At 74.1% G+C, this 18,058-nt stretch carries 20 protein-coding genes; 11 read left to right on the top strand and 9 right to left on the bottom strand.

Features of this window, described 5'->3' with window-relative positions; all coding sequences use genetic code 11:
• Nucleotides 1-28 precede the first annotated feature (28 nt).
• Complete coding sequence (locus MODMU_RS08720; RefSeq protein WP_166503435.1) at nt 29-1,972, bottom strand: AMP-binding protein; 1,944 nt, start codon at nt 1,970-1,972, stop codon at nt 29-31.
• Between the two features lie 166 nt (nt 1,973-2,138).
• Between MODMU_RS08720 and MODMU_RS08715 the strand changes: the two genes are divergently transcribed.
• Nucleotides 2,139-2,648 (top strand): mycothiol transferase, encoded by a 510-nt coding sequence (locus MODMU_RS08715; protein ID WP_014739854.1) that lies wholly within the window; start codon nt 2,139-2,141, stop codon nt 2,646-2,648.
• Between the two features lie 41 nt (nt 2,649-2,689).
• On the top strand, nt 2,690-3,916 hold the full coding sequence (locus MODMU_RS08710; protein ID WP_014739853.1) for an acyl-CoA dehydrogenase family protein: 1,227 nt from the start codon (nt 2,690-2,692) through the stop codon (nt 3,914-3,916).
• On the opposite strand, the gene MODMU_RS26865 is transcribed toward MODMU_RS08710, so the two are convergent.
• Entirely contained in the window at nt 3,852-4,697 is an 846-nt protein-coding gene (locus tag MODMU_RS26865) for a helix-turn-helix transcriptional regulator (RefSeq protein ID WP_014739852.1), read from the bottom strand. The two genes, MODMU_RS08710 and MODMU_RS26865, sit on opposite strands and share 65 nt — an antisense overlap.
• Before the next feature lie 90 nt (nt 4,698-4,787).
• Complete coding sequence (locus MODMU_RS26860) at nt 4,788-5,582, bottom strand: helix-turn-helix transcriptional regulator (protein ID WP_166503434.1); 795 nt, start codon at nt 5,580-5,582, stop codon at nt 4,788-4,790.
• Between the two features lie 169 nt (nt 5,583-5,751).
• Between MODMU_RS26860 and MODMU_RS08695 the strand changes: the two genes are divergently transcribed.
• Entirely contained in the window at nt 5,752-5,961 is a 210-nt protein-coding gene (locus MODMU_RS08695) for a hypothetical protein (RefSeq protein WP_014739850.1), read from the top strand.
• A gap of 9 nt (nt 5,962-5,970) precedes the next feature.
• Here the strand turns inward: MODMU_RS08695 and MODMU_RS08690 are convergent, their stop codons facing one another.
• Together MODMU_RS08690 and MODMU_RS08685 are read right to left on the bottom strand one after the other, a co-directional pair.
• Nucleotides 5,971-6,225 carry a hypothetical protein gene (locus MODMU_RS08690; protein WP_014739849.1) on the bottom strand — a complete coding sequence of 85 codons (255 nt, stop codon included), beginning with the start codon at nt 6,223-6,225 and terminating at the stop codon, nt 5,971-5,973.
• Between the two features lie 55 nt (nt 6,226-6,280).
• A complete protein-coding gene (locus MODMU_RS08685) occupies nt 6,281-6,739 on the bottom strand; it encodes a MarR family winged helix-turn-helix transcriptional regulator (protein WP_014739848.1) in 459 nt (152 codons plus the stop codon).
• On the opposite strand from MODMU_RS08685, the gene MODMU_RS08680 reads away from it, so the two are divergent.
• From MODMU_RS08680 to MODMU_RS08670, 3 genes are all read left to right on the top strand, one after another.
• On the top strand, nt 6,738-7,805 hold the full coding sequence (locus tag MODMU_RS08680; RefSeq protein WP_051144152.1) for an ABC transporter substrate-binding protein: 1,068 nt from the start codon (nt 6,738-6,740) through the stop codon (nt 7,803-7,805). The two genes, MODMU_RS08685 and MODMU_RS08680, sit on opposite strands and share 2 nt — an antisense overlap.
• A gap of 91 nt (nt 7,806-7,896) precedes the next feature.
• Nucleotides 7,897-9,321 (top strand): APC family permease, encoded by a 1,425-nt coding sequence (locus MODMU_RS08675; RefSeq protein WP_166503342.1) that lies wholly within the window; start codon nt 7,897-7,899, stop codon nt 9,319-9,321.
• Nucleotides 9,318-10,340, top strand: coding sequence for an acetamidase/formamidase family protein (locus MODMU_RS08670; RefSeq protein ID WP_014739845.1), 1,023 nt, complete (start codon nt 9,318-9,320; stop codon nt 10,338-10,340). Before MODMU_RS08675 ends, MODMU_RS08670 begins: the two co-directional genes overlap by 4 nt.
• Nucleotides 10,341-10,399: 59 nt before the next feature.
• Here the strand turns inward: MODMU_RS08670 and MODMU_RS08665 are convergent, their stop codons facing one another.
• Complete coding sequence (locus MODMU_RS08665) at nt 10,400-10,861, bottom strand: DUF4396 domain-containing protein (protein ID WP_014739844.1); 462 nt, start codon at nt 10,859-10,861, stop codon at nt 10,400-10,402.
• Nucleotides 10,862-11,018: 157 nt separating this feature from the next.
• Between MODMU_RS08665 and MODMU_RS08660 the strand changes: the two genes are divergently transcribed.
• The gene (locus MODMU_RS08660) at nt 11,019-12,650 is read left to right on the top strand and encodes a glycoside hydrolase family 13 protein (RefSeq protein WP_041795108.1); all 1,632 of its coding nucleotides are present in this window, start codon (nt 11,019-11,021) and stop codon (nt 12,648-12,650) included.
• Nucleotides 12,651-12,653: 3 nt separating this feature from the next.
• Here MODMU_RS08660 and MODMU_RS08655 read toward each other — a convergent pair whose 3' ends face one another.
• Nucleotides 12,654-13,253, bottom strand: a complete 600-nt coding sequence (locus MODMU_RS08655; protein WP_014739842.1) for a dihydrofolate reductase family protein — start codon at nt 13,251-13,253, stop codon at nt 12,654-12,656.
• 168 nt (nt 13,254-13,421) lie between these two features.
• On the opposite strand from MODMU_RS08655, the gene MODMU_RS08650 reads away from it, so the two are divergent.
• From MODMU_RS08650 to MODMU_RS08640, 3 genes are all read left to right on the top strand, one after another.
• Complete coding sequence (locus MODMU_RS08650) at nt 13,422-13,625, top strand: hypothetical protein (RefSeq protein WP_014739841.1); 204 nt, start codon at nt 13,422-13,424, stop codon at nt 13,623-13,625.
• Between the two features lie 82 nt (nt 13,626-13,707).
• A complete protein-coding gene (locus MODMU_RS08645; protein ID WP_014739840.1) occupies nt 13,708-14,304 on the top strand; it encodes a maleylpyruvate isomerase family mycothiol-dependent enzyme in 597 nt (198 codons plus the stop codon).
• Between the two features lie 110 nt (nt 14,305-14,414).
• Nucleotides 14,415-14,981, top strand: a complete 567-nt coding sequence (locus MODMU_RS08640) for a methyltransferase family protein (protein ID WP_014739839.1) — start codon at nt 14,415-14,417, stop codon at nt 14,979-14,981.
• On the opposite strand, the gene MODMU_RS08635 is transcribed toward MODMU_RS08640, so the two are convergent.
• Nucleotides 14,917-15,768, bottom strand: coding sequence for a helix-turn-helix transcriptional regulator (locus MODMU_RS08635; protein ID WP_014739838.1), 852 nt, complete (start codon nt 15,766-15,768; stop codon nt 14,917-14,919). The genes MODMU_RS08640 and MODMU_RS08635 overlap by 65 nt on opposite strands.
• Before the next feature lie 101 nt (nt 15,769-15,869).
• Between MODMU_RS08635 and MODMU_RS08630 the strand changes: the two genes are divergently transcribed.
• Nucleotides 15,870-17,282: an MFS transporter gene (locus MODMU_RS08630; protein ID WP_014739837.1), complete on the top strand. Its 1,413-nt coding sequence runs from the start codon at nt 15,870-15,872 to the stop codon at nt 17,280-17,282.
• A gap of 15 nt (nt 17,283-17,297) precedes the next feature.
• Here the strand turns inward: MODMU_RS08630 and MODMU_RS08625 are convergent, their stop codons facing one another.
• A complete protein-coding gene (locus tag MODMU_RS08625) occupies nt 17,298-18,029 on the bottom strand; it encodes a YoaK family protein (protein WP_014739836.1) in 732 nt (243 codons plus the stop codon).
• Nucleotides 18,030-18,058: the final 29 nt, after the last annotated feature.

Here is an 18,058-nt window from a genome sequence, read left to right as displayed (position 1 = left end):
CGACGACGGCGGGACGGACTGACCGGGGTCAGCGGGTCCGCAGCCGCCGGACCACGGCCTGGACCAGCGCCATCACGCCGGCCCCGGCCACGAACGCCAGCGCGACGGGCGCGTCCGGCCGCGCGCGCTGGCTCGCCGGCGGCGGGAGCTCGCTGCGGCGGCGGTCCACGGCGGCGGCGAAGTCCTTGACCGTGGGGTGCTCCATGAGCAGCTCCGCCGACAGCTCCCGGCCCGGCACGCCCAGCTCCTCGGCGAGGGCCGCCAGCAGCGCCTCGGCGGCCAGCGAGTCACCGCCGAGCTCGAAGAAGTCGTCGTCCATGCCGACGGTGTCCAGCTCGAGCACCCGCGCGACCAGGCCGGAGACCACGCGCTCCCAGTCCGACCGCGGGGTGGTCGCCGACAGGGCCAGCCCGGGCGCCGGCGGCAGCGCGGCGCGGTCCAGCTTGCCCCGCTCGGTGCGCGGCAGCGCGGGCAGCAGGACGACCTCCTGCGGGATCATGAAGGTGGGCAGCGCCTCCCCCACCACCCGCCGGACGGTGGCCGCGTCGAGCCGCGGCGTCGCCGGCACCACGTAGGCGACCAGGTGCACCCGGCCGGTCGTGGGCGCCGCGACCCCCACGACCACCGCCTCGGTGATGTCGGGGTGCGCGAAGAGGACCGCGTCGATCTCCCCGGGCTCGACCAGGTGCCCGCGGACCTTGACGCTGTGGTCGGTCCGGCCGAGCAGGCGCATGCACCCGTCCTCGGCGATCGTCGCGGTGTCGCTGGTCAGGTACGACCGGACGCCGTCGACCCCGTCGGTGTAGACCGCGTCGGTGAGCTCCCGCTCGCCCCAGTAGCCGCGGGACAGCCACCTCGAGGAGACGACGAGCCGGCCGGTGCCCTGGTCGTGCAGCGCACCGTCGGCGCCCTGGACCTGCAGCCGGAGCCCGGCGACGGGCCAGCCGACCGGGGTCGCCCCGCTGGGGGCGGGGTCCTCCGGGCGGAGGATGAACTCGGCGATGAGCCCGGTCTCGGTGGAGCCGTAGCGGTTGCGGATCTCGCACGCCGGGCCGACGACCGAGCGGATCGCCGCGAGCTCGCTGCCGTGCACGGTCTCCCCGGCCATGGTGACCATGGCCAGGGTGTCCAGCGTCCGGCCGGGCGGCAGCGTGGAGACCAGGCCGCGCAGGATGGCGGGGCTGGCCAGGAAGACGGTGGCGCCCACCTCGTCCAGCCAGCCGGGGAGCTCGGTGATCGACCGGGTGCGCGGGTCGAACAGCCGCTGGGTGGCGCCGACGACCAGCCCGGCGAGCGCGCCGCGCAGACCGGCGTCGAAGCCGAGCGGCAGCAGGTTGGCCACCACGTCGCCGGCCGCGTAGCAGCCGGTGGCGACGGAGTTGGTCCACGCGTCGTGCAGCAGCCCCCGGGAGTCGGAGAACACGCCCTTGGGGCGTCCGGTGGACCCGGACGTGAAGACGACCGCCACCGGGTCGGCCGGCCCGGTGGGGGCCGAGCGCAGCGACGCGGCGGCCTGCTCCGGGCAGGGGTGCGCCGGCGGGACGGCGTCCTCGGGCACCAGCACGGTCGGGCAGACCTCGGTGGCCACCTCGGCGCCCTCGGCGTCGGCGACGCAGACCTCGGCGCCGGCGGCCTCGACGTAGTGGCGCAGCCGGGCGACCGGCGTCGTCGGGTCGAGCACCAGGACCGGCTGGCCGGCCGCGATCACACCCACCACGGCGACGACGGCGGCGACCCCGGGTCGCCGCAGGACGGCGACCGGTGCGCCGGGCTCGGCGGCCCCGGCCACCGCGGCCCGGACGACCTCCGCCGCGTCGAGCAGCTCGCCGTAGCGGAGCACCCGCCGGGCGTCGGCCAGCGCCACGACCTCCGGCTGCGCGAGGGCGACGTCGACCAGCCGGTCGATCAGCCGCCCGTCGGCATCGCTCTCCGCGAGCGGGGCCAGGCCGCTGGCAGTTGTCCGGTACGCCACGTCACCTCCCGTGCCCTGGTTCCCGCCCGACATGCGCTCGCCGGTGTACACGTTCGGGTACATGTTGAGCGCAACAACTTACCCGCCACCGGTCATCCGGCGACACCGGCGGCTCACACGACCGGGTGGCGGTTGACGCCGTGCGGTCGACGGGTAGCGGCCCGGCATGGAGAGCCGGGACCTGTTGCTGACCGCCTTCGACAACGTCGAGGAGTCCGTCCGAGGAGCCCTCGACGGGGTCGACCCTGCACTGCTCACCGTACGACTGGACCCGGACGCGAACACCATCGCCTGGCTCGTCTGGCACCTGACCCGGGTCCAGGACGACCACGTCGCCGAGGTGGCCGGGGTCGAGCAGGCCTACACCGACGCCGGCTGGGCCGACCGGTTCGCGCTGCCCTTCCCGCCCAGCGCGCACGGGTACGGCTTCTCCAGCGCGGACGTCGGCCGGACCGACATCACCGACCCGCAGCTGCTCGTGGACTACCACGCCGACGTGCACCGGCGGACCGCGGAGTTCCTCCGGACCCTGTCGGCGGCGGACCTCGACCGGGTGGTGGACGAGCGGTGGGACCCGCCGGTTACCCTCGGCGTCCGGCTGCTCAGCGTGATCGGCGACGACCTGCAGCACGCTGGGCAGGCCGCCCTGCTCCGGGGCCTGCTCGAGCGGCGCTGAGCACACGGCGCGGCAGGTGACCCGCAGGTAGCTTCGGGGTCGTGAGCAACGCTGCTACCGCGGACTTCTACGCCCTCGAGGACCTGCTGGAGCCCGCGGAGATCGAGGTGCGCGACCGCGTCCGCGACTTCTGCGAGCGCGAGGTCACCCCGATCATCAACGACTACTGGGAGCGGGCCGAGTTCCCGGCGGAGCTCATCCCGAAGATGGCCGAGCTCGGCATCGCCGGGGGCACCGTGGAGGGCTACGGCTCCCCCGGCATGAGCGCCGTGGCCGCCGGTCTGGTCGCCGCCGAGTGGGCGCGGGCCGACGGCAGCCTGGGCACCTTCTACGGGGTGCACAGCTTCCTGGCGATGCAGTCGATCGCGCTGCTCGGTGACGAGGAGCAGCGCCAGCGCTGGCTGCCGGAGATGGCCCGGATGGAGAAGATCGGCGCGTTCGGCCTCACCGAGCCCGAGCACGGGTCGGACGCCGTCGCGCTGTCCACCTCCGCCCGGCGGGACGGCGACGAGTACGTGCTCAACGGCGCGAAGAAGTGGATCGGCAACGGCACCATCGCCGACCTGGTGCTCATCTGGGCCCGCGGCGAGGACGGCAACGTCGGCGGCTACGTCGTCCCGAAGGGGTCGATCGGCTGGACGGCGACCCGGATGACCGGCAAGACGGCGCTGCGCGCGGTGTGGCAGGCCGAGATCACGCTCGAGGACGTCCGGGTCCCGGCGGAGAACAAGCTGGCCAACTGCCACTCGTTCAAGGACGTCTCGGTCGTGCTGGACCGCACCCGGTACACCGTCGCCTGGCGCGCGCTGGGCATCGCCGAGGCGGCCTACGACCTGGCGCTGCAGCACACCCTGCAGCGCGAGCAGTTCGGCCAGCCGATCGCCGGCTACCAGCTGGTGCAGGAGAAGCTGGCCCGGATGCTGGCCGAGATCACCAGCATGCGGCTGCTGTCCTGGCGGCTGTCGAAGCTGGCCGACGAGGGCCGGATGACCGCGGCGATGGCCTCGATGGCCAAGATGAACAACTGCAAGAAGGCCCGGGCCATCGTCGCCGACGCCCGCGACCTCTTCGGTGGCGACGGCATCCTGCTCGAGCACCACATCGCCCGGCACCACGCCGACATCGAGGCCATCTACACCTTCGAGGGCACCGACCACGTGCAGGCGCTCATCGTCGGCCGGGAGATCACCGGCATCTCGGCGATCACCGGCCGCCGGTCGGCCCGGCCCGTTGAGAAGGCGGCCGGGGAGCCCCCGCAGTCGATCTAGGGCCCCGCGGCGTCCGGAGGTGGGCCGGGGCGTGCGGCAGGGCGATGGCCGCGGCGGCCGGGATGCTGTGCACGCCCAGCCGCTCCCGCACGTGCTCCATGTGCTTGCGCACCGTGCCGACGGAGATGAACAGCTGCGTAGCGATCTCGGCGTACGGCAACCCGCCGGCCGCCAGGGCCAGCACCTCCCACTCCCGTGGCGTCAGCTTCGGGACGCCAGCGCGTCGGCGCTCGGCGTCCAGCCATACCTCCTGCAGGTGCGGCCGCAGCAGCATCGCGACTTGCCGGTCCCGCTCGGTGAACGGCGGACCGGCGGTCCGCATGAAGTTCACCCGACGGGCCTCGCCGGGGGCCGCCGGAAGGGAGACGATCATGCCCCAACGCACGGGTTGCACGAGCTCGGCGAGCGGGCCGGCCCGCCAGTCCCGGTCGGTGGCGTAGAAGTCCCCGGTGTGGATCACGCTGCGCGTGTTCCCGGTGAGCTGCGGCCACGAGCACCAGGAGCCCCACCACACTCGCCAGAACGGGTCGTCCGGCGGGCTCGGGTCGGGGCGCTCTAGGCCGAGGTGGACGCCCCCCGGCTCGACGCCTTGCATGAGCAGGGTGTGCCGGGCCCGCGGCGCGTGGTGCTGGTAGCTCACCTCGTGGTCGCAGGGCACCAGCTCCTGCAGACCCTCCAGCAGCGCCCACGGCATCGCCGGGCCGGGGTCGTCCTGCCGCGAGTCCTCCAGCACCTGGACCAGGTCCTTGACGTCTGCGGCGTACAGCTCGCTGGTTGTCACGGCACCTCCCCGGTGCAGGAGCTTCCTCGTCGACGGTAGGGCGGCGGCGGGAGCGGCGGAACACCCCTGAGCCGGGGAGCCGCCGTCCCGTCAGCCCGGCACCCGCGGCCGGGGCACCCGCAGGTGTGCCGGGGCGTGCGGCATCGCCCTGGCCGCCGCGGCGGGGATGCTGTGCACGCCGAGCCGCTCGCGGACGTGCTCCATGTGCTTGCGCACGGTGCCCACGGAAATGAACAGCCGCTCGGCGACGCGGGCGTAAGGCATCCCGGCCGCGGCCAGCGCCAGCACCTCCCATTCCCGTGCGGTGAGCTGCGGGACGCCGGCCCGGCGCCGCTCGGCGTCCAGCCAGATCTCCTGCAGGTGGGGGCGCAGCAGCATCGCGATCTGCCGTTCCCGCTCGGTGAAGTCCGGACCTGACCCTCGCAAGAAGGCGACTCGTCTGGCCTCCCCAGGTGCGGCGGGCAGTGACACCAGCATCGCGCGCCGGATCTGGGGCAGCGTCTCGCTGATCGGATCGGCCAACCAGTCCTGCTCGGTCGGGTAGAAGTCCCGCGTGCAGATGACGCTGCGCAGGTCCCCGGTCCGCTGTGGCCACGAGGTCGGCCCCTGCCACCAGTACTGCCAGAACGGGTCGTCGGGCCCGTCCCCCTCGTCCGGCGCGGGCCCGGCGTGCACCCCGTCGAGCCCGGCCGTCTGGATGCAGAGCGTGCGGCGGGCCTGGTGGTCGTGGTGCTGGTAGGTGACGTCCGAGTCGCACGGGACGACCCGCAGCAGTCCGTCCAGCAGCGCCCAGGGCATCGCCTCGCCGGCAGCGTCCTCGCGCGCCTCGTCGAGCACCCGCACCAGGGCCTCGACGTCCGCCGCGTACAGCTCGCTGGTCGACACCACCCCTCCTCCGACCGACGGGGTCGACGGTAGGCCGGAGCGACGCCCGCCGGAATACGCCTGAGTGCGTATACCGCGCGGCCGGCGAGGTGCGGAATCTGGTGCTGCCCCGGTCAGCTCGGACCGGGAGCCCCCAGCGGGCCGCACCCGCGGCCGGGAAGGACCTCCGATGTCCGCGATCACCCACGTCCCGGGAGCCGGCTGGGCCGGCGCCCACCGCGCCATGGCGCTCGTCGTGGCGATGCTCCTGGTGGCGGTCGCCGTCGCCCTGACCGTCGTCCTGTTGAGCCGCGACACGACGTCCGCCGTGCCGGGCTTCCCCGACCTGCCCGCCTACGAGGACACCTGCGCGAGCGCGACGGTCGGCACCGCCTGCTGAGCGCCCGGGTCAGCCGGCGTGGCGGAGGGCCGGGGCGGTGCGCTGCCGGCACTCCGCGCAGGCGGAGCGCCCCGCGCCCACCCGGTCCCAGCTCTGGGTGCCCCAGATCTGCACGATCGCCCCGCAAACGGCCAGCTCGACCTCGCCGTCGAGCTCGTCGGCCGGGCGGTGCGCCTCGACCGCGTGCCACGACGTGGCCTGGTCGGCCGGCTGGGCCCACGACCGGCGATCGGGACGGGAGAAACCGACGGCGTACGCGCTCACGCCCCAGGTGTGCCCCGGGTCACATGATCTCAACCATCCTGCCCGCCGGAGCAGGTCAGCCGTCGGCGGGCCCGGCCTCGTCGACGAACCCGGCCAGCGCCGCCAGCAGCGCCCCGACCCGGTCGGCACCCAGCGACCGGGCCAGCGCCGCCTCCTGCGCCGAGACCAGCCCCTCCCACCGCGCCAGCCGGGTGCGGCCGAGCGCCGAGGCGTGCACGACCACCCGGCGCCGGTCGTCGGGATCGGGCAGCCGGTAGGCGAGGGCCGAGTCCACCAGCCCGTCGACCACCCGGGTGGCCGTGGGCGCGGGCAGGTGCAGCGCGCCCGCCAGCTGGCCCATCGTCCGCCCCGGCGCCGCGGCCAGCAGGCGCAGCACGCGGTAGCCCTCCAGCGTGCCGCCGTCCTCGGCGAGCGCCGCGGCCACCGCCCGGGAGACCCGCCGCGAGGTGGCAGTGAGCAGTTCGACCAGGTCCGGCCGCACCGAGGCGGCGGTGTCCACCTCCGGCCCCGGCATGCGGCTGACCATACTCAACACCGTGCGCGGCGAGCCGGCTCTGCTGCGGGACCCGTGGGACGTCCTGGTCTCCGGTCCCGCGCCCGACGCCGTCCGGATCGGGCTGGCCGTGCCGCTGTCCGGGCCGCTCGCGATGACCGCCCCCTCGGCCCTGGACCTCGCCGCACTGGCCGCCGAGGAGTGCACCGAGGCCGGCGGGGTCGGCGGCCGGCGGGTCGAACTGGTCGCCGTCGACGCCGGACGCGCGCCCGAGGTCGCCGCCGCCGAGGCGGTCGGCCTGCGGGAGGCCGGCGTCTTCGACAGCCTGGTCGGCTTCCACACCAGCGACGTGCACCGGACCCTCGCCCGGGCCTGGGCCGGCCGGGGCACCTACGTTTTCACCCCGCCGCACGAGGGTGGCCGCAGCCTGCCTGGCGTGCGGCGCACCGGGCACGGCCCGCACACCCAGCACGCCGCGGCGCTGTCCTGGCTGGTCACCCACCGGCGGGCGACCCGCTGGGTGCTGCTGGGCACCGACTACGTCTGGCCGCGCGCGGTGCACCGGGCCGCGCGGGCGACCCTGACCAGCCTCGGTGCGCAGGTCGTCGGCGAGGCGCTGGTGCCCTTCGGCCCCGGTGACCCCGGGCCGCTGCTCGACCTCGTCGTCCGCGGCCGGGCCGACGCCGTCCTGCTCAGCCTGGTCGGCCGGGACCTGGCGCTGTTCCACCGGGAGTTCGCCCGGGCCGGCCTGGACCGCCGGGTGGTGCGGCTGTCCGGCGCGCTGGAGGAGAACGGCCTCTACGCCCTGGGTGGAGATGCCACCGGCGAGCTCTACGCCACGATGCCGTCCTTCGCAGCCTCGCCGGCCTCGGCCGACGAACGCCAGCTGGCGTTGCAGGAGCGGCATGCCCGGCGGGCGGGTGTGGACGCTCCGGTGGTCTGCGCCTACGCCCGGGGTCTCTACGACGGCGTCCGGCTGGCCGGCGCGCTACTCGCCGGCCACGGCCGCAGCGGGCCGACCGGCACTCCCCCGCCCCGGCTGGCCCGGGCCGAGGGGCTCACGTTCACCGAGCTGGCGGCCGGCTGACCGGACAGCGGCAGAACAGTTTCCGATCGGAAACACTTTGGTCCTACTCTCCTCCCGTCCGGCCGAGGGCCGGCTTGGAAGAGGAGTCGTCGTGACCGATCCACGCACCACCCACCCTGCACCGGCGGCCACCGCCGGAGAAGGCGCTCCCGGCGTGGAGGCCTTCGGGTACCACCAGGAGCTCAAGCGCTCGCTGAGCTTCACCGACCTGCTGGTCTACGGCCTGGTCTTCATGGTCCCGATCGCGCCGTTCGGCATCTTCGGCAGCGTCTTCCAGGCCTCGGGCGGGATGATCGCGCTGGCCTACGCCGTCGGCGGGCTGGCCATGGCGTTCACCGCGGCCTCCTACTCGCAGATGTCCCGGGCCTTCCCGATGGCCGGCTCGGTGTACACCTACGCCGGTCGCGGCATCGCCCAGCCGGTCGGGTTCCTGGCCGGCTGGATGATCCTGCTGGACTACGTGCTGGTCCCCGGCCTGCTCTACCTGATCGCCGCGGTCGCCATGAACGCGATCGTCAGCGGCATCCCGGTGTGGGTGTGGCTGGTCGGCTTCGTCGTCCTCAACACCGTCGTCAACTACCTCGGCATCGAGTTCACCGCGCGGGTCAACCGGATCATGCTGATCGGCGAGCTGATCGTGCTGGCGGTGTTCCTGCTCATCGGCGTAATCGCGCTGGCCCGCGGCGAGGGCAACGGCCTCGGCGCGCTGACCCCGATCTACAACAGCGACACGTTCTCCCTCAGCCTGGTGTTCGGCGCCGTCTCGATCGCGGTGCTGAGCTTCCTCGGGTTCGACGGCATCTCGACCCTCGCCGAGGAGAACCGCGACTCCGCGCGCTCGATCGGCAAGTCGATGATCGCCGCGCTGGCGCTGGCCGGGACGTTGTTCATCGTGCAGACCTGGATCGCGGCGCTGCTCGTGCCGAACCCGGACACCCTCATCTCCGAGGGCGACGCCGGCGGCACCGCGTTCTACGACGCCGCCGAGGCGGCCAGCGGGCACTGGCTGTACGTGGTGACCGCGGTGGCCACCGCGATCGCCTGGGGCTTCGCCAACTCGCTCGTCGCCCAGGCCGCCACCTCCCGGCTGCTGTTCGCGATGGCCCGCGACCGGCAGCTGCCGTCGTTCCTGGCGAAGGTGCACCCGACCCGGCGGGTGCCGGTCAACGCCACGCTGCTGGTGGCCGCGGTCAGCCTGGTGCTGGGCATCTACATGAGCCAGCGCGACGACGGCATCACCCTGCTGTCCACGCTGGTCAACTTCGGTGCGCTGTCGGCGTTCCTGGTGCTGCACGTGGCCGTCGTCGTGCACTTCGTGGTGCGGCAGAAGAGCCGGGACTGGTGGCGGCACCTCGCCGTCCCGGTGATCGGGTTCGCGATCCTCTTCTACGTCGTCATCAACGCGAAGGTCGCGGCGCAGATGCTCGGCTTCGTGTGGCTGGGCATCGGCGTCGTCGTGCTGGTCTTCCTGCTGGCCACCGGCCGCAGGCCGGTGCTGGCGGAGGAGGGGAAGTGACCGCCCAGCTGGAGGTCGTCTCCCTCGACCCGGCGCCCGACCAGCTCCGCTACGTCTTCGGCGGCGGCGAGCCGCTGCTGTGGGTCCGCCCCGGCACGGTGGTCGAGCTGACCACCGAGGACTGCTTCGGCGGCCGGGTGCGCTCGGTCGACGACCTGCCCAGCCGGGTCTGCGAGTTCCCCTACCTCAACCCGGTCACCGGGCCGGTGCACGTCGAGGGCGCCGAGCCCGGCGACACCCTGGCGGTGCACGTCGTCGACATCGCCCCGGCCCGGGACTGGGCGGTCTCCACGACGTTCCCGCACTTCGGGGCGCTGACCGCCACGCACGAGACGGCGATGCTGCACGACCCCCTCGAGGAGGTCGTCTGGGTTTACGAGGTCGACCGGGAACGGGGCACCTGCCTGTTCCGGCCGCGCCGCGGCGGGCCGGAGGTGGAGCTGCCGCTGGACCCGATGCACGGCACGCTCGGCGTCGCCCCGGCCGCCGGCCAGGTGTTCATGTCGATCACCCCGGCCGCGCACGGCGGCAACATGGACACCCCCGAGCTGCGCGCGGGCACCACCGTCTACCTCGGCGTCAACGTGCCCGGCGCGCAGCTGTCCCTGGGCGACGGGCACTGCCGGCAGGGCGAGGGCGAGGTGTGCGGCACCGCGGTCGAGGCGGCCATGCGCACGGTCGTCGTCGTCGAGCTCATCAAGGGCGGCGCGCCGGCGTGGCCGCGGCTGGAGAGCGACGAGTTCCTGATGTCCACCGGCTCGGTGCGCCCGCTGGAGGACGCCTACCGGGTCAGCCAGCGCGACCTGGTCGGCTGGGCGGCCGAGCTGACCGGCTGGGACACCCTCGACGCCTACCAGCTGGTCAGCCAGGCCGGGCTCGCGCCGGCCGGCAACGTGGTGGACACCAACTACACGATGGTGGCCAAGCTGGCGAAGCGGTACCTGCCCGGCGCGGCCGCCTTCGACGGCGTCCACGCCCGGCTCCGGGACACCGCCGCCGCCTACCTCGCCCAGCGCTGACCGACGGCCCGGGCCCGCCACGGCGGGCCCGGGCCGCCGGGCTGATCCCGGCGCCCGGCTCAGTGGTGGTGCGCGTGGACGACGGCGTGCCCGCGGCCACGGCTCATCAGCCAGCGGTTGACCGGGACGGTGAGCACGAAGGCCACCGCGAGCGACCCGGCCAGCGACAGCCAGAACAGCGCGCTGCTGAGCCCGGCCTCCATCGCGCCGGGCACCGACAGCATCACGGCGTTGTCGATGACCTCCATGACGGTGATCGAGACGGTGTCGGCGGCGAGGGCCACGCCCAGGGCCTGCCGGAACGGCAGCCCGGCGCGCAGGACCGCGCGCATGGTGAGCGCGTAGCCGAAGACGAAGGCCAGCGCGACGGCCAGGGCCACGGTGCCGGCGTCGGGCAGGCCCAGCGCCGTCCCGATGACCATCCCGAGGACCTCACCGATGGCGCAGCCGGTGAGGCAGTGCAGCGTGGCCTGCCGGGCCGCCGCCCAGCTGACCGAGGTCAGTTCCCTGGTGTGTTCCATGCCGCCTTGATACCCCCCGGGGGTATGTGACGCAAGGGGCTGCCGCGGCGGGTGGCCACGCGAGTCGGCCGAGCATGGCGAGATCCGCCAGGTTCTCGGCGATTCTCTGGTGACCTGGTTCACAGCCGACGCACCGAGGACTGCCGATGCTCTGTCCATGGCATCCCGGCTCGCAACGGTGCGGACCCCGGCGGAGCACTCCCTCGCGTCGGGGCAGGCCCCGGCCGACTGGTGGCGGACCGCCGTGGTCTACCAGGTCTACCTGCGCTCCTTCGCCGACAGCAACGGTGACGGGATCGGCGACCTCGCCGGTCTCCGCTCCCGGCTGCCCTACCTGTCCTGGCTCGGGGTCGACGCGCTGTGGATCAACCCGCACTACCCCTCGGGCGGCGCGGACGGCGGCTACGACATCGTCGACTACCGGGCGGTGGACCCCGACTACGGCGACGTGGCCGACCTCGAGGCCGTCGTCGCCGACGCCCGGCAGCTCGGCCTGCGGGTGATCCTCGACGTCGTCCCGAACCACACCTCCGACCGGCACCCCTGGTTCCAGACGGCGCTCGCCGACCCGGACTCCGCGGAGGCCGCCCGCTACCACTTCGCGCCGCCCTCGGACGAGCCGCCGAACAACTGGCAGTCGCTCTTCGGCGGGCCGGCCTGGTCCCGCACGCCGGACGGCCGCTGGTACCTGCACCTGTTCGCGCCCGAGCAGCCCGACCTGAACTGGCGGGACCCGGCTGTGGCCGCCGACTTCGACCGCACCCTGCGGTTCTGGCTGGACCGCGGCGTGAGCGGCTTCCGGGTCGACGTCGCCTACGGGTTGTTCAAGGACGCCGAGCTGCGGGACAACCCGGGCAGCTACTCCCCCACCCTGTTCGGGCACGGGCCGGAGCAGGCGATGACCTGGAACCAGCCCGAGGTGCACGACGTGTGGCGGCGCTGGCGGTCGATCTGCGACGAGTACCCGGACACGATGCTGGTCGGTGAGGTCTGCCTGGCCGACCTGGAGCAGGTGGCGCTGTACTCGCGGCCCGACGAGATGCACCAGTCCTTCTCCTTCCGGCTGCTCAAGTCGCGGTGGTCCGTGGAGGCCTTCGCCGACGGCGTGCAGACCGCGCTCGACGCCTTCGGCCGGGTCGGCGCCCCGGTCTCCTGGGTGCTGGGCAACCACGACAAGGACCGGCAGGTGAGCCGGTTCGGCGGCGGCGCCCTGGGCACCTCCCGGGCCCGCGCGGCCGCGCTGATGATGCTGGCGCTGCCGGGCTCGCCGTACCTGTACGCCGGCGACGAGCTAGGGCTGCCGCAGGCCGTCGTCCCGGACGAGGCGAAGCTCGACCCGATCTTCTGGCGCAGCGGCGGCGCGCGGGCCGGCCGGGACGGCTGCCGGGTGCCGATGCCGTGGAACGACTCGGCCGGCGTCGGCTTCTCCCCCGACGGCGCGGCGCAGCCGTGGCTGCCGATCCCGGCGGAGTGGGAGGGGTTCGCCGTCTCCCGGCAGACCCGGGACGGCGGCTCGATGCTGACCCTCTACCGGCGGGCGCTCGCGCTGCGCGCGGCCCACCCGGCGCTCGGTTCCGGCGACGCGACCGTCGAGACGCAGGGTGACGTGCTGACCGTGCGCAGCACCGGGGACGACGAGACAGTGCGCTGCGTGGTGAACATGGGCACCGGGACCGTGCTGGTGCCCAACCCGGGCTCGGTGCTGCTGGCCTCCTCCACGCACGTCAAGGCCTCGGCCGCCACCGTGGCGCTGCCGCCGGACACCGCCGTCTGGCTCGTCGAGGACTGACCCTCAGCGCGCCACGGGGAACACCAGGTGGGTGACCCGGTCGCCCTGCACGCAGGTCACCGGGTCCCCGAGCGGCACGTCGTCCTGGGCGAGCTCGCCGAAGAACGGCCGGCCCCGGCCCATGACGACCGGGACCAGGTCGACGGCGACCTCGTCGAGCAGCCCCAGCTCCAGGCACTGCCGGGCGATGGTCCCGGCCGTGACCGCGACGACCCGGTCGCCGGCGATCTCCCGTGCCCGCGCGACGGCCGACCCGACGCCGTCGGTGACGAAGGAGAAGGGCGCGTCCGGGTGGGCGTCGACCCACTCGGTGGGGACGGAGTGGGTCACCACCACGACCGGCACGTCCATGGTGTGCCGCCCGCCCCACCCGTCGGTGAAGTCGAACAACGTCCGGCCGCACACGAGCGCACCGAGGTCGGAGGTCCACCGGCGCCAGTACTCGGCGCTGGCCTGGCCGAGGTGCAGGGTGATGCCCGGTGACGCGGTCGGGATCTCCACGTCCCCGTTCTGCAGCCAGTCGAACAACCGCCCGATGCTGTTGTCGTCCTTGGCGATGTAGCCGTCCAGCGACATCGACGCCGACGCGATGACCTTGCTCATCGGATCCTCCCTCGGTCCCGACCCCGTGCAGGGCCTCGCCAGGAGGACGGGCCCGGTCGCGGGAAGTCGTCGGTCCGGGCGTGACCGGTACGCCTTCAGTCGACCGGTCCTGCTGCCGATGTGGCGGGTGACCGTGTCGACACCGCCACGGACGACGAGGATGGGGTCATGGACTACTTGCGCCGGCTGCAGTACGAGCGGCCCTGGCTGTACTGGGTGCTGTTCGCGGTGGCCCTCTGGCTGGCCTTCCGCCTGGTGCTCCTCGTGGCGGCGCTGCTGCTCGGGCCGTTCGGGCTGCCGGGCTGGGTGCCGCTGGTCGTCGTCGTGGGTGTGCTCGTGCTGATCGCCCGCCGCCAGCAGCGGACGTACTAGCGCGTCGCGGCCCGATGAGTCCGGGTCCTGGCGGCCGTCCTCACCGGTAGCGTGCGCTGTCCGCGACGAGAGGACCTCCACCGTGACCGACCTGCAGTCCTGGGTGGCACCGACGTTCGACGGCCTGGCCGACCTGCTCGGGTCCGCGCCCGACCAGACCTGGGACGCGCCGTCGCTGTGCGCGGGGTGGCAGGTCCGGCACGTGGTCGCCCACGTGACGATGCCGGCCCGGCTGACCCCGGAGCAGTTCGGCGCGGAGATGGCGGCGGCCCGCGGGGACTTCGGCGTCCTGTCCGACACCGTGGCCGCCCGCGACGGGTCGCTGACGGTCGCCGACCACCTGGCCGCGCTGCGCTCCCCCGTGCTGCACGCCTGGCAGCCGCCCGGTGGTGGCGCGGTCGGCGCGCTCACCCACGCCGTCATCCACTCCCTCGACGTCACCGTCGCGCTCGACCGGCCGCCGGTCGCGCCGGCGGAAGCGGTCACCGCGGTGCTCGACCAGCTCACCGGGGCCCGCGGCGCCTGGTTCGGCATCGACCTGACCGGCGTCCGGCTCGAGGCCGCCGACGGTGGCTGGAGCTGGGGCGAGGGGGACGTCGTCCGTGCCGACCGCGGTCAGCTCGTCGCCCTCCTCAGCGGCCGCACCCTGCCCGACGGCCGGGACCTGCCCCGCGGCTGACCTCCCCGCCGGTCGTCGTCCGTCCGGCACGTCCGCGCGTGCTCCGGGGCCTGGTTCGTACCCCGGGAGCGTCCTACGCTCGTCCTGCCGGACCCCGGATCGAGGCGGTCATGACCAGGACCTCAGCCGCACTGGGCAGCCTCGGCTGGCTGCTGCTCGCACCCGGGACCGTCTGCGGCCTGGTGCCCCTGCTGATCACCGGCTGGGACCGGCCCGGTGACCAGGCGGCGTGGCTCGACGTCCTCGGCTGGTCGCTCGTCCTGCCCGGTGCCGCGGTGCTCGGCCACGCCTTCGTCGCCTTCGCCTGGCACGGGCGCGGGACGCCCGCCCCGTCGGCGCCGACCGAGCAGCTGGTCGTCGAGGGTGCTTACCGCTTCGTGCGGAACCCCATGTACCTCGCGGTCTTCGCGCTCCTCCTGGGGCAGGCGCTCCTCTTCGCCAGCGGAGGCCTGCTCGTCTACCTGGTCGTCGTCGGCATCACGACGGACGTCTTCGTCCGCGGCTACGAGGAGCCCACGCTGCGGGAGACCTTCGGCCCGGCGTACGAGGAGTTCTCCGCCGAGGTGCCGCGCTGGATGCCGCGCCGAACCCCCTGGCGAGGAGCCTCCCGGGTCACACCGCGCGGAGCCGCTGGGCGGCGTCGTGGTGGACCAGCTGGTGCAGCCGAGCACGGGTGACGTCGTCCCGGGGCGTGTAGACCATCATCCGCGCACCGCCGGGCAGCTCACCGGTGCTGAACCGCTGCAGCTGCAGGTGCAGGTCGCCGACCGGGCTGCGGAAGTCCTTGGCCGGAAGACCGCGGTCCACGACGTCGTGGCGCCGCCACAGCACCTCGAACTCCGGCGAGGCCTCGCGCAGCCGCCGCACCAGCTCGGTCCACAGCGGGTCGTCGAGGTGGTCGGCCAGGCCGGCCCGCATGGTGCCGACCATGTGCGCAGCAGCCTCGGGTCGGCGGCCGATGCAGATGTCGCGCCAGTGCGGATGGGTGAAGAACAACCAGAGCTGGTTGCGCTCCCCCGGGTCGAGCGAGTCGAGGTCGCCGGCCAGTGCGTTGAAGGCCCGGTTGTAGGCGAGCATCTCGTAGCGGGGCGAGAGCACCACCGCCGGGAACGGATCGAGCTGGTCGAGGATCAGCTGACCGGCCTCGCCCACGCCGCTGCACGGCGATGCCGGGGCGACGACCGTGACGCCGGCCAGCTGGAAGAGGTGCCACCGCTCCTGGGAGTCCATCCGCAGGGTGCGGGCGATGGCCTCGAGCACCTGCACCGAGGCGTTGATGTCGCGGCCCTGCTCGAGCCAGGTGTACCAGGTGACCCCGACCCCGGCGAGCAGCGCGACCTCCTCCCGGCGCAGGCCCGGCGTGCGGCGACGGCCACCGCTGGGCAGCCCCACGTCGTCCGGGGTCAGCCGCTCCCGGCGGGTGCGCAGGAAGTCGGCGAGCTCGGTGCGCCGGGAGGTGGTCACGCCTCATGGTGACCGCTGCCGCGCCCGTCATCCAGGGTGTGCGGGTACCAGGATCACCAGGCTCTCACCACCAGCATCCGGCACGCCGCACGCTGCCTCCCATGAGCTCCGATCTCTCCTCCCCCGCGGTCGCCGCCGCACCAGCGGCCGAGCACCGCCGGATGCACCCGATCGCCCTCCTCGCGACGCTGGCCGCGGCCGTCGTCCCGGTCATGTCGGTGTTCAGCGTCAACGTCGCGCTGCGCCAGATCGGCACCGAGCTGGGCGCCTCGGCGGGCACGCTGCAGCTGGTGGTGGCCGCCTACGGCGTCGTCTACGCCGCGCTGGTCGTCATCGGGGGCCGGCTCGGCGACTCGTTCGGCCGCAAGCGGATGCTGCTGGTCGGCCTGGGCATGTTCGCCGTCACCAGCCTGCTGTGCGCGGTGGCCCAGACGCCCGGCCAGCTGGTCGCCGCCCGGTTCCTGCAGGGCCTGTCGGCCGCCGCGCTCTCCCCGCAGGTGCTGGCGAGCATCCACGCCAACTCCGAGGGGCACCACCGCACCCGGGCGCTGGGGTGGTTCGCCGCCACCGCCGGGCTGTCCACCTCGCTGGCGTTCCTGGTCGGCGGCAGCCTGGCCGGATCCGACCTCGGCTGGCGCTCGGTGTTCTGGATCAACACCCCGGTCGCGCTGCTGGTGATGATCGGCGTCGTCCGCTACCTGCCGGAGACCAAGGCACCCGCACGGACGTCGCTGGACTGGGTCGGGGCCGTGCTGCTGGGCGCCACCATGACGCTGCTGATCTTCCCGCTGACCGAGGGCCGCGCCACCGGCTGGCCGCTGTGGACCTGGGTCTGCCTGGTCGCCGCGCCGGTGGCCCTGGCCGCGCTCGTCTGGTGGCAGGTGCGGCTGCAGCGCCGCGGCGGGCTGCCCCTGCTGCCGCCGGAGCTGTTCGCCTTCCGCACGGTGCGGATCGGCCTGCTGGTCGCGGCGCCGGTGTTCGTCACGTTCGGCGGCTTCATGTTCGTGTACGCGTTCATGGCCGGCAGCCACGGGCTCTCGCCGCTGCGCATCGGGTTGAGCCTGCTGCCGATGTCGCTGGGCTTCCTCGGCGCCTCGCTCGCCACCGGGCGGCTGATGGCCCGGTTCGGGGTGGGCGTGCTCGCCGCCGGTGGCGCGCTGACCGCCGGCGGCCTCGTCTGGGTCGGGCTGGTCGTCGACGGGTTCGCCGCGACGGAGGTCTACTCGGCGTGGCGCGTGGCGGCCCCGATGGTGGTGGTCGGCGTCGGCATGGCCCTGCTCTGGTCGCCGCTGATGGGCGTGATCCTCAGCCAGGTGCACGGCCACCTGGCCGGCCTCGGCGGTGGGCTGCTGCTGACCGTGATGCAGGCGAGCCTGGGCTTCGGCTCGGCGGTGGTGGGCTCGGTCTACTTCGGGCTGCGCGCCGACCACGCCTTCCAGTGGACGGCGTTCGTCCTGGCCGCGGTGATGGTCGTGGTCCTCCCGCTCACCCAGCTGCTGCGGCCCCGCACCTGAGCAGGGCGGCTCGGGTCACGGGGCGTGCCAGCCCGCCGTGCCCCGAGCCGCCCGGGAGATCCCGACGAGGACGACGGCCACCGGGACGCACGCCACGGCCAGGGCGGTCGCCGGTCCGGGGCCGAACACCAGCAGCGTGCCCACCACGGCGCCGCCGAGCATCGCGACCACAGCGGCGAGACGCCGCAGTGCGGTGCGGTAGTCCTTCGTGCGGACGTCGGCGGCGATGCCGGTGAGCGTCATGGTCAGCACCGTCGTCGTCAGGTCCGGGACCGCCAGCGCGCGCACCGCCGCGTTCTGCAGCCCGAGGGCGATCGCGGCGCACCCCACGACGACGTCCACCCGCACCGCGCCGTACGGCTGGTCGCCGAGGGCCAGGACGACCGTGCCGGCGACCAGGAGGACCAGCTCCGCGGCGACCGCGTCGCGCAGCAGCACGCCGCGGTGCTGCCGGTGGCGGGTGACCAGCAGGCCGCCGACCGCGGCGCCGGCGAGGAAGCCCACCAGCGCGACCACCGACGCCTGGAGGGAGAAGCCCGGCGCACCACCGAGGGCGAAGCCGATGAACACCACGTTGCCGGTCATGTTGGCCACGAAGACCCGGCCCAGCGCCAGGATGCTGACCGCGTCCACCAGACCGGTGAAGACGGTGAGCACCAGCAGCAGCGCCGGGAGGGGCCCGTGCCGCGGGTGGCTCAGGTAGTCGGCGTACCACCGCCGTCGGACTCGGTCCTGGACGTCGGGCACGGCTGGCTCCTACGGGTCGTGTCCATCAG

The organism is Modestobacter italicus, assembly GCF_000306785.1.
Taxonomy (GTDB): domain Bacteria; phylum Actinomycetota; class Actinomycetes; order Mycobacteriales; family Geodermatophilaceae; genus Modestobacter; species Modestobacter italicus.
The sequence above is the reverse complement of the archived record's forward strand: the minus strand, read 5'-3'. Positions and strand labels throughout refer to the sequence as shown.

Excerpts from the sequence above, each read along its gene's own strand:
- MODMU_RS08715 (WP_014739854.1), top strand. The coding sequence starts at position 2,139 with ATGGAGAGCCGGGACCTGTTGCTGACCGCCTTCGACAACGTCGAGGAG.
- MODMU_RS08695 (WP_014739850.1), top strand. The coding sequence starts at position 5,752 with ATGTCCGCGATCACCCACGTCCCGGGAGCCGGCTGGGCCGGCGCCCAC.
- MODMU_RS08680 (WP_051144152.1), top strand. The coding sequence starts at position 6,738 with ATGCGGCTGACCATACTCAACACCGTGCGCGGCGAGCCGGCTCTGCTG.
- MODMU_RS08685 (WP_014739848.1), bottom strand. The coding sequence starts at position 6,739 with ATGCCGGGGCCGGAGGTGGACACCGCCGCCTCGGTGCGGCCGGACCTG.
- MODMU_RS08665 (WP_014739844.1), bottom strand. The coding sequence starts at position 10,861 with ATGGAACACACCAGGGAACTGACCTCGGTCAGCTGGGCGGCGGCCCGG.
- MODMU_RS08660 (WP_041795108.1), top strand. The coding sequence starts at position 11,019 with ATGGCATCCCGGCTCGCAACGGTGCGGACCCCGGCGGAGCACTCCCTC.
- MODMU_RS08655 (WP_014739842.1), bottom strand. The coding sequence starts at position 13,253 with ATGAGCAAGGTCATCGCGTCGGCGTCGATGTCGCTGGACGGCTACATC.
- MODMU_RS08650 (WP_014739841.1), top strand. The coding sequence starts at position 13,422 with ATGGACTACTTGCGCCGGCTGCAGTACGAGCGGCCCTGGCTGTACTGG.
- MODMU_RS08640 (WP_014739839.1), top strand. The coding sequence starts at position 14,415 with ATGACCAGGACCTCAGCCGCACTGGGCAGCCTCGGCTGGCTGCTGCTC.
- MODMU_RS08630 (WP_014739837.1), top strand. The coding sequence starts at position 15,870 with ATGAGCTCCGATCTCTCCTCCCCCGCGGTCGCCGCCGCACCAGCGGCC.